The organism is Achromobacter sp. SX5 (assembly GCF_056711425.1).
On the sequence record NZ_CM160041.1, the window covers coordinates 5,606,434 to 5,620,909 of the forward strand.

The 14,476-nt window shown below is 69.0% G+C and carries 13 protein-coding genes; 5 read left to right on the top strand and 8 right to left on the bottom strand.

Going from position 1 to position 14,476, the window contains the following annotated elements; genetic code table 11:
- Nucleotides 1-29 precede the first annotated feature (29 nt).
- Nucleotides 30-1,415, bottom strand: a complete 1,386-nt coding sequence (locus tag AC1M14_RS26395; RefSeq protein ID WP_111826299.1) for a glutamine synthetase family protein — start codon at nucleotides 1,413-1,415, stop codon at nucleotides 30-32.
- Between the two features lie 61 nt (nucleotides 1,416-1,476).
- Nucleotides 1,477-2,283, bottom strand: a complete 807-nt coding sequence (hisN, locus tag AC1M14_RS26400) for a histidinol-phosphatase (RefSeq protein WP_102775007.1) — start codon at nucleotides 2,281-2,283, stop codon at nucleotides 1,477-1,479.
- A gap of 194 nt (nucleotides 2,284-2,477) precedes the next feature.
- Between hisN and AC1M14_RS26405 the strand changes: the two genes are divergently transcribed.
- From AC1M14_RS26405 to AC1M14_RS26420, 4 genes are read left to right on the top strand one after another with little or no spacing between them, the layout of a single operon-like run.
- Entirely contained in the window at nucleotides 2,478-3,491 is a 1,014-nt protein-coding gene (locus AC1M14_RS26405) for an ABC transporter substrate-binding protein (RefSeq protein WP_479730702.1), read from the top strand.
- A gap of 49 nt (nucleotides 3,492-3,540) precedes the next feature.
- Nucleotides 3,541-4,548 (top strand): ABC transporter ATP-binding protein, encoded by a 1,008-nt coding sequence (locus AC1M14_RS26410; RefSeq protein WP_102775005.1) that lies wholly within the window; start codon nucleotides 3,541-3,543, stop codon nucleotides 4,546-4,548.
- Nucleotides 4,549-4,558: 10 nt separating this feature from the next.
- On the top strand, nucleotides 4,559-6,241 hold the full coding sequence (locus tag AC1M14_RS26415; RefSeq protein ID WP_111826297.1) for an ABC transporter permease subunit: 1,683 nt from the start codon (nucleotides 4,559-4,561) through the stop codon (nucleotides 6,239-6,241).
- A gap of 26 nt (nucleotides 6,242-6,267) precedes the next feature.
- Nucleotides 6,268-7,029, top strand: coding sequence for a DeoR/GlpR family DNA-binding transcription regulator (locus AC1M14_RS26420; protein ID WP_102775003.1), 762 nt, complete (start codon nucleotides 6,268-6,270; stop codon nucleotides 7,027-7,029).
- Nucleotides 7,030-7,047: 18 nt separating this feature from the next.
- Here AC1M14_RS26420 and AC1M14_RS26425 read toward each other — a convergent pair whose 3' ends face one another.
- The 4 genes from AC1M14_RS26425 to AC1M14_RS26440 all read right to left on the bottom strand — a co-directional run bounded on the left by AC1M14_RS26425 (nucleotide 7,048) and on the right by AC1M14_RS26440 (nucleotide 11,562).
- Entirely contained in the window at nucleotides 7,048-8,043 is a 996-nt protein-coding gene (locus tag AC1M14_RS26425; RefSeq protein WP_102775002.1) for a Bug family tripartite tricarboxylate transporter substrate binding protein, read from the bottom strand.
- Between the two features lie 140 nt (nucleotides 8,044-8,183).
- The gene (locus AC1M14_RS26430) at nucleotides 8,184-9,782 is read right to left on the bottom strand and encodes a rhodanese-like domain-containing protein (RefSeq protein WP_479730703.1); all 1,599 of its coding nucleotides are present in this window, start codon (nucleotides 9,780-9,782) and stop codon (nucleotides 8,184-8,186) included.
- Between the two features lie 5 nt (nucleotides 9,783-9,787).
- Nucleotides 9,788-10,972 (bottom strand): cystathionine beta-lyase, encoded by a 1,185-nt coding sequence (metC, locus tag AC1M14_RS26435; RefSeq protein ID WP_111826295.1) that lies wholly within the window; start codon nucleotides 10,970-10,972, stop codon nucleotides 9,788-9,790.
- A gap of 2 nt (nucleotides 10,973-10,974) precedes the next feature.
- The gene (locus AC1M14_RS26440) at nucleotides 10,975-11,562 is read right to left on the bottom strand and encodes a cysteine dioxygenase family protein (RefSeq protein WP_102775000.1); all 588 of its coding nucleotides are present in this window, start codon (nucleotides 11,560-11,562) and stop codon (nucleotides 10,975-10,977) included.
- Between the two features lie 114 nt (nucleotides 11,563-11,676).
- Between AC1M14_RS26440 and AC1M14_RS26445 the strand changes: the two genes are divergently transcribed.
- Nucleotides 11,677-12,564: a LysR substrate-binding domain-containing protein gene (locus tag AC1M14_RS26445; RefSeq protein WP_102774999.1), complete on the top strand. Its 888-nt coding sequence runs from the start codon at nucleotides 11,677-11,679 to the stop codon at nucleotides 12,562-12,564.
- Here AC1M14_RS26445 and AC1M14_RS26450 read toward each other — a convergent pair.
- Nucleotides 12,558-13,562 (bottom strand): asparaginase, encoded by a 1,005-nt coding sequence (locus AC1M14_RS26450; protein WP_102774998.1) that lies wholly within the window; start codon nucleotides 13,560-13,562, stop codon nucleotides 12,558-12,560. The genes AC1M14_RS26445 and AC1M14_RS26450 overlap by 7 nt on opposite strands.
- Nucleotides 13,555-14,475, bottom strand: a complete 921-nt coding sequence (locus AC1M14_RS26455; RefSeq protein ID WP_102774997.1) for a ParB/RepB/Spo0J family partition protein — start codon at nucleotides 14,473-14,475, stop codon at nucleotides 13,555-13,557. The genes AC1M14_RS26450 and AC1M14_RS26455 overlap by 8 nt, the downstream gene beginning before the upstream one ends.
- Between the last annotated feature and the right edge of the window lies 1 nt (nucleotide 14,476).

Below are 14,476 nucleotides of genomic sequence, written 5' to 3' on the forward strand. Positions count from 1 at the left end.
CTGCCCTGTGCAAACGGTGTGGTCGATGGTCAGATGATTTCGAAGTAGCGCGCCAGTTCCCAGTCGGTCACGTGGCGCCGGAACTGCCTTTCTTCCCATTCGCGCGTGGCCACGTAGTGCTCGACGAAGGCGTCGCCGAACAGCCGGCGCGCGGCCTCGGATTCGCCCAGCCGCTGGGCCGCGTCCCACAGCGTGCTCGGCAGGCGCAGATGCGCGGGAAACTGCTGGGTATAGGCGTTGCCCTGCACCATGGGCTCGGGTTCGAGCCCCTGTTCGATGCCGTACAGGCCCGAGGCCAGCGCGGCCGACAACGCCAGGTAGGGATTGGCGTCGGCCGACCCGATGCGCACTTCGACGCGCTGCGACTTGTCGCTGCCGGGAATCAGCCGCAGCGCGGTGGTGCGGTTCTCCATGCCCCAGGTGGCGTCCAGCGGCGCCCAGTAGCCGGGCACCAGGCGCGAGTAGCTGTTGACGGTCTGCGCGTACAGGGCCATGAATTCCGGCAGGTAGCGCTGCACGCCGGCCATGAAGGAAGCCTGCGTCGCGCTCATGCAATGCGGCCGCGACTCGTCGTGGAACGCCGAGCGCCCGGTCTTGCGGTCGCGCAGCGACAGGTGGATGTGGCCGCTCTGGCCGGGATGCTCGTGCGACCACTTCGCCATGAAGGTCGCCATCAGGCCATTCTGCTGCGCCAGCGCCTTGGTGAAGGTCTTGAACAGGAATGCCTTGTCGCCGGCGGCCGCGGCCTGGTCGACCGCGAGCGCGGCTTCCAGCACGCCCGGCCCGGTCTCGGTATGCAGGCCTTCGATGGGCATGTCCATGCGTTCGCACATGTCCAGCAGCTTGCGGTAGAAATCGCCCTCCACCGTGCTGCGCAGCACCGAGTAGCCGAAATTCCCGGGCGTCCAGTTCTCGAGGTTGCGGTAGTGCTTCGCGCGCACCGAGTGCGGGGTCTCGCGGAACATGAAGAACTCGTATTCCAGCGCGGCGTAGGCGTCGAAGCCCATGTCGGCGGCCCGGTCGATGACCCGGTGCAGCAGGCGCCGCGGGCAGATGGCGCCGGCCTCGCCTTCGAATTCCGCCAGGAACAACAGCATGTCCTCGCCGCCCGGCCCCTGCTCCAGCGGCAGCCTGCGGGCGCTTTGCGGGACGATCCGCAGCTTGGCGTCGGGATAGGCGGTATGCCAGCCGGTGTACTTGGTGTTGTCGTAGAGCTGGTCGTCGAGATCCCAGCCGAACACCACGTCGCAAAATGCGAGCCCGGAGCGCAGCGCCCCCAGGAATTTATCGCGGCGCAGGTACTTGCCCAGCATGACGCCGTCGACGTCGGACAGGCCGACCTTGATGTGCGAGAGCGCGCTGGCCTGCACCAGCCGCTCCGCGTCTTCCACCGTTGCTACCCCTAGTGCATGCATGCTTGTCCACCTTGCTGTGACTGTAGCGTTGCGTTGACCTGTCGGGCGGGCGGCGTGGCGTTCAGGTCGCGGCCGCCCCCAGCAGCCGCATCGCCTGGCGATGCAGCTGCGGCGTGGCGGCCGCGATCACGCGGCCCTGCGACTGGAGGCCGAGCGGCTGCCCGGACCAGTCGGTAATGACGCCGCCTGCCCCTTCGATCACGGGCATCAGCGCCAGATAGTCGTATGGCTGCAGGCCGGACTCGACCACCAGGTCGACGTGGCCGCTGGCCAGCAGCCCGTAGCTGTAGCAGTCGCCGCCGTAGCGGCGCATGCGCGCGGCCTGCGCCAGCGCGTCGAAGGCGGCCAGCTCGGCGCCGGCGAAGATGTCCGGCGAGGTCGCGTAGAGGATGGCCTCGCCCAGTTCGGTGCAGCCGCTGACGCGACACGCGTGGCCGTTCAGGCTGGCGGGCTGGCCGGCCGCGCCGATCCAGCGTTCGTCCAGCGCGGGAATGTCGATCAGGCCCAGCACCGGCCTGCCGCGGTGCAGCAGCGCCAGCAGCGTGCCCCACAGCGGGTTGCCGGAAATAAAGGCGCGGGTGCCGTCTATGGGATCGAGCGACCAGACCAGCTCGGCCTCCATGTGCGATACGCCGAACTCCTCGCCCAGGATGCCGTGCTCCGGGTATTGCTCCGCGATGGCCGCGCGCAGGGCCGTCTCGACTTCGCGGTCGGCCTGGGTGACGGGGCTGGCGTCGGCCTTGGTGTCGACCGCCAGCGGATGGCGGAACCACTTGCGCGACAGCGGCCGCACGCGGTCGGCCAGCGTCTGGGCGAACGCGCGATAGGCGGCCAGCTGCGGCGCGGATAGCGGCAATGAGGTTTGCATCGGTGATGCCTCCAGACCGGCCGCGGGATCGGGCCCAGGCCAAAAAAAACCGTGCATACGAGGTTTTTCCAGTCTAGACACGTTGCCACAAATTTGCAAATATACTTAAAACTGCAACTCGCACCTGTCTTGCAGCCCCGCAGTCCGCATATGTAGCTCGCACCGTTGCCGTGTATTCCAACCGGAGTCCCATCATGCAATGTATGAAGAAGCTCAGCCTTGTGGTTGCAGTAATTTCCCTAGGTGCCATCGGCTCGCAGGCCCATGCCGGCGCCATCACCGTCTACACCGCGCTCGAGGAAGACGAGATCGCGGCCTACCTCAAGGCGGCCAACGCCGCCATGCCCGACCTGAAAGTCAACGTGCTGCGCCTGTCCACCGGCGACCTGGGCGCGCGCCTGATCGCCGAGGCCTCCAACCCGCAGCAGGACGTGATCTGGGGCTTCGCGGTCAGCAATATGCTCGACCCGCGCCTGCAGAACCTGCTGGAACCCTATGCGGCCAAGGGCATGGACGCCCTGCCCGCCCGCTACAAGGGCGCCGACAACAAATGGTTCGCCGCCACCGGCTACGTGGCGGCGTTCTGTGTCAACACCGACAGGCTGAAGTCCAAGAACCTGCCCATGCCCACGTCGTGGGAAGACCTGACCAAGCCCGCCTACAAGGGCGAGATCGTGATTCCCAGCCCGGCCGCCTCCGGCACCGGCTATCTGCAGATCGCCGCCCTGCTGCAGGGCCTGGGCAAGGAAAAGGGCTGGGCCCTGCTCAAGGACCTGGACAAGAACGTGGCGCAGTACACGCCTTCCGGTTCGCGTCCCTGCAAGATGGCGCGCGCCGGCGAGTACGCGATCGGCGTGTCCTTCGCCTTTCCGGCCATGCAGTCCATCGAAGAGGGCTATCCCATCAAGATGGTGATCCCGTCCAAATGGGTGGGCTACGAGCTGGAGGCTTCGGGCCTGATGAAAACGGCCAAGAATCCCGCGGACGCCAAGCGCTTCCTGGACTGGACCCTGTCGCAGCAGGCCGGCGGCCTCTACAGCAAGTACAAGGAACTCGTCACCATCCCCGGCGCCGCCCCCAACAAGGCCGCCGAGGCCGCGGGCCTGCCCAAGGACCTGGGCACGGTGCTGTACCCCGTGGACTTCCAGAAGTCGGCGGCCGAGCGGGACGCCATCATCAAGACCTGGCAGGAAACCATCAAGCGTTGACGGCGGCGCGGCCGGCCGCCGCCGGCCGCGTCCCGTCCTGGAGACGCCCATGTACCTGGAATTGCGCGGGATACGCAAGACTTTCGACGGCTCGGTCGCGCTGCAGGACATCGACCTGTCGGTGGGCGAGCATGAATTCGTCTGCCTGCTCGGGCCCAGCGGCTGCGGCAAGACCACGCTGCTGCGCATCGTGGCCGGGCTGCTGCCGTTCGACCGCGGCGCCATCACGCTGGGCGGGCACGACCTGAGCGCGCTGCCGGCGCGCAAGCGCGGCTTCGGCATCGTGTTCCAGTCGTACTCGCTGTTTCCCAACATGACCGTGGCCGAGAACGTGGGCTACGGCCTGCGCATCCGCGGCGAAAGCCGCGAGCGCATCGCGTCGCGGGTGCGCGAACTGCTGGCGCTGATCAAGCTGCCCGAGCACGCCGAACGCTACCCGCACCAGCTCTCCGGCGGCCAGCAGCAGCGCGTGGCGCTGGCGCGCGCGCTGGCCGTGGACCCGGCGCTGATCCTGCTGGACGAACCGCTGTCGGCGCTGGACGCGCGCGTGCGCACCGATATGCGCGCCGAGATCCACGACGTGCAGCGGCGCCTGAAAATCCCGACCATCATGGTCACCCACGACCAGGAAGAAGCCTTGACGCTGGCCGACAAGATCGTCTGCATGAACGACGGGCGCATCGAGCAGGTCGGCTCGCCGGCCGACCTCTATCTGCGCCCGCGCACGCGTTTCGTGGCCAACTTCGTCGGCCTGAGCAACCTGCTGCCCACCGACTGGGTGCGCGAAGCCATGCCCGAGCTGCTGGCGAGCCGCCCCGAAGGCGCCAGCGAGCGCTATGAAGCCTGCCTGCGGCCCGAGAACCTGCGGGTGGCGGCCGACGAGCGCGGCGCCGGCCGCGTGCAGGACATGACGTTCATGGGCAACCTGACCCGCCTGCGCATCGCGTGGCGCGGACGCGAACTGGTGGTGGAGCAGCATGGCGCGGCCGGGCTGGCGCGCGGCGCCCCCGTGCGCCTGGACGCGGAGCCGGGCCAGTGCGCCTGGGTCAGCGTATGAGGGCGCTCCGATGAGCGCCGCCCACGCCGGCGCCGCGCTGGCCGCCCCCGCCGGCCGCGCGCCCTGGACGGCCGACCGCCTGCTGCTCTGGACCTGCGTCGGCATACCGATGGCGGGCCTGGCGCTGTTCTTCCTCTATCCGCTGGCGACCGTGGCCTGGAACAGCCTGGTCGAGAAAGACGGCTCCATCGGCCTGGGCAACTACGCCGAAGTCTTCGCCACGCGCGGCATCCTGACCGCCACGCTCAACAGCCTGGTCATGAGCTTCGCCACCACGGCGGTCAGCATCGTGCTGGGCTTCGCCATCGCCTATGGGCTGGACCGCAGCTGCATGCGCGGCAAGGCCATCGTGCGGGTGGCGCTGGTGCTACCGCTGCTGGCCCCCTCGCTGGTGCAGGGCCTGGGCCTGATCTTCCTGCTGGGGCGCAACGGCCTGGTGCACCGCTGGACCGGCTGGGACATCGACATCTACGGCTTCTGGGGGCTGCTGATCTCCAACGTGTTCTATGCCCTGCCCCAGGCCGTGCTGATCCTGCAGGCGGCGCTGCGCAACATGGATGCGCGCTACTACGACGCGGCCGAAGTCATGGGCGCCTCCAGCGCGCGCCAGTTCTTCGACATCACCCTGCCCAACTGCAAGTTCGGCCTGCTGAGCGCGGCCTTCGTGGTGTTCGTCATCACCATCACCGATTTCGGCAACGCCGCGGTGATCGGCGGCAACTACCGCGTGCTGGCCACCGAGATCTACAGCCAGGTGTCCGGCCAGATGAACTTCGGCCTGGGGTCGGTGGTGGGCATCCTGCTGCTGCTGCCTTCGCTGATATCGGTGCAGATAGAGCGCGTGGCCTCGCAGCGCCAGTTCGGCTCGGCCTCGCCCGGCGGCCTGAGGGTCGCGCCGCAGCCGGCGCGGGCGCGCGACGCCGCCTTCGGCGCCGCCGTGCTGCTGGCCGCCGGCGCCATCATCGTCACGGTGGCCACGGTGGTGTTCGCCAGTTTCATGCGGCTGTGGCCCTACCGCATGGAATGGACGCTGAAGCACTATGACATCACGGTCAGCGGCGGCTACGCGCCGCTGTGGACCTCGCTGTACCTGTCGCTGGCCGCCGCCGGCGGCGGGGTGCTGCTGCTGTTCTTCCTGAGCTTCGGCGTCTGCCGCATCCCGCGCGCCTGGGCCAAGCCGGTGTACATGCTGTCGGTGCTGCCGGTGGGGGTGCCGGGCCTGGTGCTGGGCCTGTCCTACATCTTCGCGTTCAACGCGCCCGGCACGCCGCTGTACGCGCTGTACGGCAGCGCGGCGCTGATCGCGCTGTGCAACTTCTACCACTACCATACGCAGGGGTTCCTGACGATGATGACCGGCATGCGGGCCGTGCCGCAGGCCCTGGAGGAAGCGGTCAGCTGCCTGGGCGGCGGCACCCTGCGGGTGCTGCGCGACGCGGTGCTGCCGCTGATCGGTCCGACGGTGCTGGGTGTCTTCTTTTTCCTGTTCATGCGCTCCATGGTCACGCTGTCGGCGGTGATCTTCCTGGTCACGCCTTCGGTCAGCGTGGCCCCGGTTTCGGTGCTGCGCCTGGACGAAGCCGGATTCGTCTCGCAAGCGGCGGCCTATTCAACGCTTATCATGCTGGTCGTTGGAGGTTCCCTGCTGGCCCTGCGCGCGCTGATTGCGTGGGCCGCGCGGCGGCGGGCATAGGGATAGAGAACTAGGAAACATCGGATATGTGGCAAGAAGAGCGGTATCAGAGAATCCGCGCCCTGCTGTCTTCATTGCAGCAGGTATCGACCGACCGCATCGTCGGCGAATTGGGGGTATCGCGGGAGACCGTCAGGCGCGACCTGCTGGAGCTGGAATCGATGGGCGAGCTGCGCCGGGTGCATGGCGGCGCGGTGCCGGTGCACAGCGAGCCGCCCATCGCCGAACGCGTGCACACCCGCGTCAAGTACAAGCGCGCCATCGCGCGGGCGGCGGCCGGCCTGGTCTCCAGCGGCCAGACCCTGTTCCTGGACGCGGGCAGCACCACCAGCGTGCTGGCCGACGAACTGGCCAAGCTGTCGGGCCTGACCATCATCACCAACTCGTTCGACGTGGCCCTCAAGGTCGGCACCGCCGGCAGCGGCGCCAACCAGCTCATCATGCTGGGCGGCTCGGTCAGCGGCCCGGTCTGCGCCACCGCCGGCGACATCACGATCGCGGAAATCCACCGCTACCGAGCCGACCTGGCGCTGCTGTCGCCGGTGGGCGTGGACGCGGAGTTCGGCGCCACCAACTACGATCTGCGCGAAGCCGAAGTGGCGCGCGCCATGACCGCCAACGCCAAACGGCTGGTGCTGCTGGCCGACTTCAGCAAGATCGGCCTGTGCAGCCGCGTGTCCTATTGCGGCGTGGACCGCATCGACCACCTGGTCACCAACACCAGCGCGCAGAAAAAACCGGCCTACGCCGCGCTGAAGGCGGCGGTCGGCGACGTCCTGGCCGTATAGGGCGCCGCCGCGCCGGCTTCAGTCCAGCGACACGCCGGCGGTCTTGACCATGCCGGCCCAATAGGCCGTGTCTTGCGCCAGGCGCGTCTTGAAGGCCTCGGGCTGGCTGCCCACCGCATTGCTGCCGCCGCCGTTGATCTTCGCGACCACCTCGGGCGACTTCATCGCCTGGCCCACCGCCTGCGCCAGATAGGCGATGCGCTCGGGCGGGGTGCCGGCCGGCGCGAACAGCCCGTACCAGTCATCGGCCGTGATGCCCTCCATGCCGGACTGCTTGAGCGTGGGCGCGCCCTTGAAGCGGCCGATGCTGGTCTCGTGGCTCATCGCCAGCACGCGCAGCTTGCCCGCGGCCACCATGGGCTCGGCCGAGGCCGGAGACGTGATCAGCATGTCCACCGTGCCGCCCATCAGGTCGGTGATGGCGGGCGCGGCGCCGCGGTACGGCACGTGCACCAGCTGGACGTCGGCCTTCTTCGACACCAGCGCGCCCATCAGGTGGCTCATGGTGCCGTTGCCGGGCGTCGCGTAGGTGACCACGCCGGGCTGCTTGCGCGCGGCCTCCAGATAGTCTTTCAGCGACTGGTACGGGCTTTCGGTGCGCGTCACCAGCACCAGCGGCGCCGAGGTGATCTGGGAAATGGGCACGAAGTCCTTGATCGGGTCGAAGCCCACGTTCTTGTAGACGCGCGGATTGACCGCCATCACGCTGGTCTGCGACATCACCAGGGTGTAGCCGTCGGGCTTGGCGCGCGAGACCTGCGCGGTGCCGACGTTGCCGCCCGCGCCGGAGCGGTTTTCCACCACCACGCTCTGGCCCGTGATGGCCCCCAGCTCCTGCGCGATCAGGCGCGCCACGTTGTCGTTGCCGCCGCCCGGCGGGAACGGCGAGACGATGGTGATGGCCTGCTTGGGATAGTCGGCCAGCGGCGCGGGCGCCTGGGCATGGGCGGCGCCGGCGCACAGCAGGCCGGCCACGGCCGCGGTTGCGCAAAAGTACGATGCGATCTGCTTCATTTGGATTTCCCCTGGTATTGGCGGCCGGATGCTCGGCCGTCCGTTGCATTTCGGTTCGCAATGAACCGCCCGCACCCCGGCGGCGTCAGCCGCGGGGCGTACTGTCTGGATGCATTTGCCGCGCCTCGCGGCGCGATAGGTCAGCCGGCCGGAAAGCGGTAGGCCGCGCGTTCTCGATCGTCGATCTGCCTGACCAGATTGGTTTCCCAGGCCAGGTACTGGCGCGCCGCGGCCTTGTTGCCGTCGTGACGGTCATGCACGAAAAACAGGTAGTCGATACAGTCCGCGTCGGCGGGCTCGTCAGGCGTGGACGCCAGCGCGATGCCCTGGGCGGACCAGCCGGCCGGCGTGCCGGTATTGGCGCTGACGTCGTCGACGCCCAGCGCCTTCAAGTCCTGCGCGGCCCAGGCGGCCAGCGCGGCGTCTTCGGCCAGCAGCACCACCGGGCGCGAGGCGTCCAGGCGCAGGCGGTCCAGGCGCGGGCGGATGGCCCAGCGCGCGCCGTCGATATGCCGGGCGCGATAGCGCATGCCCGGGCGGATATCCAGCAGCTGCGCGCCCTGCGCCATCGCCTCGGCCAGCGCGGCGTCGTCCAGCACGCGGATCTGCGGCGCGGGCGTCCTGTCCACACGCAACGCCAGACGGGCGCGCACGCCCTCTTTCAGCACGCTGGCGTCCCAGCCCATCTGCCGCAGCCAGCTGGCGATGACCGGCGCGCGCACGCCTTCGGCGTCGAACACGACGATGCGCGCGCCGCGCACGGCCACGTACTGGTCGGTGGCCTGGATCAGCTGGCCGCCGGGCGTGTGCTGCGCGCCGGGCAAAGAGCCCTGGGCGTATTCCTCGGCGCTGCGCACGTCGCACAGAAAGGTGCTGCGCGCCGCGTCGTCCAGCCAGGCCTGCACGTCGCCGGCGGACACCATGGGCACGCCGTGGCGCTCGGCCAGCGCGGCGGAACGCTGCGCCAGCGCCGGCAGGTCCTGCGGCGCGATGTCGTCGCCGTAGCGGCGCAGCGCGCCGTGTTCCAGCTGCAGGTCTTCGAGATACCAGCCCTGCGTGCCGTTTTCCAGCGCGTACACGGGATTGGGCACGCCCAGATTGATCAGCGTCTGGGCGCCGATGATGCTGCGCGTGCGGCCGGCGCAATTGACCACGATGGTGGTCTGCGGGCTTTTGGCCAGCGTGTGGGCGCGCAGCGCCAGCTCGCCGTTGGGGCAGCAGACGCCGCCCGGGATGCTCATCTTCTGGTATTCGGAATAGGGCCTGCCGTCCAGCACGATCAGGTCGTCGCCGCGGCGCTGGCGCTCGGCCAGTTCGCGCGCGCCGATGCGCGGGGTGTGGAAAACTTCTTCGGCCAGTTCGCCGAAGGTCTTGCTGGGCACGTTGACGCCGGCGAAGGCGGCGTAGCCGTCTTCGCGCCACTGCGCGATGCCGCCGGCCAGGCGGTGCACATTGGTATAGCCCAGCGCGGCCAGCGCGCGCGCGGCGCGCAAGGCAGTGGCGTCGTCGCCGCCCTCGTCGTAGATCGCCATCCGCACGTCGCGCCGCGGCGCCAGGCGCACGACGTCCACTTCGAGCCGGCTGTAGGGCAGCGGCACGGCGTAGAACAGGTGGGACTCGCCGTACTGGCCGTGTTCGCGCACGTCCAGCAACGCGATTTCGCCGCCGTCGTGCAGCCATTGCTTGAGCGTGTGCGTATCGACGTCGGCGACGGTATGGTCAGGGGTGGGATGCATCATCGGATTCAGAGGGAACGGGAAACGGAGGAAAGCGCGGACAGCGCATGTTCGAGATCGGCGATGAGGTCTTCGGGGTCTTCCAGGCCGATGTGCAGGCGCGCCATGACGCCGCGCTTTTCGGTGTCGGGCAGCGAACGGCAGCTCTCCAGCCGCACCGGGATCGCCAGGCTTTCGAAGCCGCCCCACGACGCGCCGATGCCGAAAAGCCGCAGCCCGTCGAGCAGGCGTTCGACGTCCGCCTCGCCGAATCCGGCCGAGAACTCCACCGTCAGCAAGCCGTTGGCGCCGCTGCAGTCGCGCTTCCAGATGGCGTGGGAGGGATCGCCAGGCAGCGCCGGACAGAGCACGCGCGCCACTTCCGGGCGGCCCAGCAGCCAGTCCGCCACGCGCAGCGCGCTGCGCGCATGCTGGGCCATGCGCAGGGGCAGCGAACGCATGCCGCGCAGCACCAGGTACGCGTCGTCGGCGCCCACCGTCTGGCCGAAATCGATAGTGGCGCGCTCCAGGGCGCGCCAGGCGCGCGCATTGGTCACGACCGCGCCCATCATCACGTCGGCATGTCCGCCCAGGTATTTGGTGGCCGCGAGAATGGAGATGTCGGCGCCCAGCGCCAGCGGCTGGCACAGCAGGCCGGAGGCCCAGGTGTTGTCCACAGCCAGCCAGCAGTCATGCCGGCGCGCCAGTTCGGCGAGCGCGGGCAGGTCCGGCATCTCGTAGGTCAGCGAACCGGGCGACTCGGCATAGATCATCCGCGTGTTGGGGCGGATGAGCGCCGCGATGCCGGCGCCGTCCGGCCGGTAGTACGTGTATTCGACGCCCAGCCGCGACAGGTGCTCGGCGCAGAAGCGGCGCACCGGCTCGTACACAGCATCGGTGAGCAGCACGTGGTCGCCGGCGCGCAGATAGGCGAGCAGCACGGTGGCGATGGCGGCCTGGCCGGTCGGATACAGATGGGCGCGGTGGCCGCCCTCCAGCTCGACCAGCGCATCCTCAAGCGCGTGGGTGCTGTCGGTGCCGCGCGCGCCATAGGACGGCAGGCGTTCCTGTTCGCGCCGGGCGCGCGTATCGCGCCAGGCCTGCACGCTGTCGAAGACATAGGTGCTGGCGCGCGTGACCGGCGTATTGACCCAGCCCCGGTGGGGACGCCCTGCGCGCAGCAGGCGCGTCGCGGGCCGCAGCGGCTTGTCCATGCTCAGCGCCGCGTCTGCACGCCGATCGGCATGACTTTGCAGGTGCCCGCTTCCAGGTCGAACGCCAGGCGTTCGTTCAGGGTCTCCAGTGCGCGGCCATACATGTGCAGGTGGCGGATGACGCTGTCGCCCTGGATTTCCACCGCGTGGATGTCATCCGGCATCAGCGCGATGCCGGCGCCCGGCCCCACCACCACGGTGCCGGTCTGCTTCAGGCGGCCCACGCCGGGCGTCGCGCCGTCGTCCAGGCGGTCGTACACGTAGTTGTGTTCCACGCCTTCCACGGCCGCGATACAGGCCCAGGTCGTGTGGTTGTGGGGAACGATCTGCTTGCCCGGACGCATCACGTTCAGATAGAGCGCGTAGCTTTTGTCGGGGTCTTCGGCGATCAGGTAGCGCGCCTGGCGCTCGCCGTCCTCGGGCGCGGGATAGCGGTCGGCCGCCCACCAGTCGGTGTGGCCGGCCAGGCCGATCAGCTCGTCCAGCACCAGCTTGAGGCTGTCGCGGTTCAGCCCCTTATTTCCTACAGTTTTCTTAATATTTCCGATGGCGCCGTCTATGCCGGCCTGATGGGGATGCGGAGTGCTCACTTTGATTTTCCCTGTTGTCGGTCGTTATCAAAGCCAATGTATCCCCCGCGCCCGGCGTAAACAATTTAAATTGCCTTAATATTCCATTAGCGTTCCTAATACTTTTAGCCTGCCATGCGCAATCTGGACCTGGACCTGCTCCGCACCCTGACCGCCATCGCCCAATACGAGACCTTCTCGCAGGCCGCCACCCGGCTGCACAAGACCCAGTCGGCCGTGACCCAGCAGATGCAGCGGCTGGAATCGGTCATCGGCCAGCCGCTGTTCGAAAAGCAGGGCCGCAACAAGGTGCTGTCCTCGCATGGCCGGCGCCTGGTGGCCTACGCGCGCCACATACTGGCCATCAACGACGAGGCGCTGCGCGCCCTGCAGGACGGGCCGCTGGAAGGCGACCTGCGCCTGGGCGCGCCGCTGGACGTGGCCGACACCATATTGCCCACCCTGCTGATGCACATCGCGCGCTCGGCGCCGCGCGTGAAACTGGAGATCCGCACCGATCGCAGCCCGTTCCTGATGGACGCGCTGCGCGCCGGCGAGCTGGACCTGACGATCTCGACCCGCTTCGACCAGGAGTTCGAAGGCGTGGCGCTGCGCAGTTCGCCCACGGTGTGGCTGGCCTGCGCCGACTATGTACACGATATGCACGCCCCGGTGCCGCTGGTGCTGGCCGACGAGCCCAGCATCTTCCGCCGGCTGGCGCTCAATGCGCTGGAACAGGCGCAGGTGCGCTGGCACACCAACTACGTGGCGCCGAACCTGGTGGGGATCAAGGCCGCGCTGCGCGCGCGCCTGGGCGTGACGGCGCGCAGCGTGGAACTGCTGGGGCCGGAGATGCGGGTGCTGGGCGAGAAGGAAGGGCTGCCGCCGCTGCCGGACGTGACCTACTTCCTGTGGATAAGACGCGATCTGATCAATCCGCTGACGCGCCAGGTCTACGACATGCTCAAGACCCAGCTCGGCCTGGGCCGCGGGCTCCAGGCGGCCGATTCAGGCGTTCAGTAGCGGTCGAAGAAGCGCTGCAGCGCCTGCGGGTCGCGCGTGACGCACAGGCCCAGCATCAGCAGGATGCGCGCCTTCTGCGGGTTCAGGTCGCGCGCGGCGACGAAGCCCAGGGCGGCGTCGTCCAGTTCCACGTCGCGCGCCACCAGGCCGCTGCCGGTGCGGCTGGCGCGCACCACCGCGACGCCGCTGGCGGCGGCCCGCAGCAGGCCGTCGATGGCCAGGTCGGTGGCGTTGCCGTCGCCGACGCCGGCCAGCACGATGCCGTCGGCCGCGCCGGCCAGGAAATCGATCAGGTCGTCCTGCAGGTCGGCGTGGGCGTAGACGATGGCCACGCGCGGCCAGCCGGCCCGCTCCAGCAATGCGAGTGAAAACTCGCTTTCTGTGGTGTGCGCGGTAGTGTTGCGCGAATAGAACTGCGGCGCGCCGCCGTGCATGACGCCGGCGCGGCCGCGGTTCGGCGACGCGAACGCGCACAGGCCGGCGGCCGCGGTCTTCTGGATCTCGCGGGCGTAGTGCAGGTCCTCGTTCATGACCACCAGCGGTCCGCGGCCGCGGGCGTCGGGATGGCGCGCCAGCGCCACGGCGTTATACAGATTGGCCGGGCCCTCGGCGCCCAGCGCGGTGGCCGGACGCATGGCGCCCACCAGCACGATGGGCTTGTCGTGGCGAATCACCAGGCTCAGAAAATACGCGGTTTCCTCCAGCGTGTCCGTGCCGTGCGTGATGACGATGCCGGCCACCGAGGGGTCCTGGCACAGCGCGTCCACGCGCAGCGCCAGCGCGCGCCAGACCTCGTGCGTCATGTTCTGGCTGCCGACGTTGGCGACCTGTTCGGCGCGGATGTCGGCGATGGCGGCCAGCTGCGGCACGGCGGCCAGCAGCTCGCCCACGCCGACCGAGCCCGCCTTGTAGCCGGCGGCGGTGGCGTCGGGCTGGGCGCCGGCGATGGTGCCGCCCGTCGCCAGTACGGCGATGACAGGCAGCGCGCGCTCAGGCATCCACCACTCCGGACAGGCCCTGGCGTTCCAGCAGCGAATTCAGGTGCTCCCAGCCGTGGAAGTCGATGACGATCTGCCCTTTTTCCTTGGCGCCCACCTTGAGCGCGACGCGCGTGCCCAGGTGATCGGACAGGGCTTCCTCCAGGCGCGTCAGGTCGCGCGAGGCGCCGTTGGTTTTCTTGCGCGGCGCGGCCGACGCGTCGGCGTCCTTGGCGGTCTTGGCGACCAGTTTTTCGGCTTCGCGCACCGACAGGCGGCGCGCGATGATGAGATTGGCCAGCTGGATCTGCGTGGCCGCGTCCACGGCCAGCAGCGCGCGGGCGTGGCCCATGTCCACGTCGCCGGCCAGCAGCATGGTCTGCACCGGGGCGGCCAGGTTGAGCAGGCGCAGCAGGTTGCTGGTGGCCGAACGCGAGCGGCCGATGGCCTGCGCGGCCTGTTCGTGCGTGAGGCCGAATTCGTCCAGCAGGCGGCGCACGCCCTGCGCCTCTTCGAGCGGGTTCAGGTCTTCGCGCTGGATGTTTTCGATCAGCGCCATGACGGCCGCGTTCTCGTCGGCCACTTCGCGCACCAGCACCGGCACTTCCTTCAGGCCGGCGATCTGGGCGGCGCGAAAACGGCGCTCGCCCGCGATGATTTCGTACTGGCCGGGCGCGGCCTCGCCCAGCGCGCGCACAAGTATGGGTTGCATGATGCCTTGTGTGCGGATCGATTCGGCCAGTTCGCCCAGGGCGCCCTCGTCCATGCGCGTGCGCGGCTGGTATTTGCCGGCGCGCATCTTGGAGACGGGCAAGGTGGACGGCGGACCCTCGGGCTTGGCCGCGGCCTTGCCGATGTTCTCGATGGCGGGCGCGTCCGCGCCGAGCAAGGCGTCCAGTCCGCGGCCCAATCCCTTGGGTTTCTTGGTGGCCATA

What these genes read in the sequence shown, in the direction of transcription:
- AC1M14_RS26415 (WP_111826297.1), top strand. Translation starts at nt 4,559, where the DNA reads ATGAGCGCCGCCCACGCCGGCGCCGCGCTGGCCGCCCCCGCCGGCCGC.
- AC1M14_RS26430 (WP_479730703.1), bottom strand. Translation starts at nt 9,782, where the DNA reads ATGATGCATCCCACCCCTGACCATACCGTCGCCGACGTCGATACGCAC.
- AC1M14_RS26395 (WP_111826299.1), bottom strand. Translation starts at nt 1,415, where the DNA reads ATGCATGCACTAGGGGTAGCAACGGTGGAAGACGCGGAGCGGCTGGTG.
- metC (WP_111826295.1), bottom strand. Translation starts at nt 10,972, where the DNA reads ATGGACAAGCCGCTGCGGCCCGCGACGCGCCTGCTGCGCGCAGGGCGT.
- AC1M14_RS26405 (WP_479730702.1), top strand. Translation starts at nt 2,478, where the DNA reads ATGCAATGTATGAAGAAGCTCAGCCTTGTGGTTGCAGTAATTTCCCTA.
- AC1M14_RS26450 (WP_102774998.1), bottom strand. Translation starts at nt 13,562, where the DNA reads ATGCCTGAGCGCGCGCTGCCTGTCATCGCCGTACTGGCGACGGGCGGC.
- AC1M14_RS26420 (WP_102775003.1), top strand. Translation starts at nt 6,268, where the DNA reads ATGTGGCAAGAAGAGCGGTATCAGAGAATCCGCGCCCTGCTGTCTTCA.
- AC1M14_RS26425 (WP_102775002.1), bottom strand. Translation starts at nt 8,043, where the DNA reads ATGAAGCAGATCGCATCGTACTTTTGCGCAACCGCGGCCGTGGCCGGC.
- AC1M14_RS26410 (WP_102775005.1), top strand. Translation starts at nt 3,541, where the DNA reads ATGTACCTGGAATTGCGCGGGATACGCAAGACTTTCGACGGCTCGGTC.
- hisN (WP_102775007.1), bottom strand. Translation starts at nt 2,283, where the DNA reads ATGCAAACCTCATTGCCGCTATCCGCGCCGCAGCTGGCCGCCTATCGC.
- AC1M14_RS26445 (WP_102774999.1), top strand. Translation starts at nt 11,677, where the DNA reads ATGCGCAATCTGGACCTGGACCTGCTCCGCACCCTGACCGCCATCGCC.
- AC1M14_RS26455 (WP_102774997.1), bottom strand. Translation starts at nt 14,475, where the DNA reads ATGGCCACCAAGAAACCCAAGGGATTGGGCCGCGGACTGGACGCCTTG.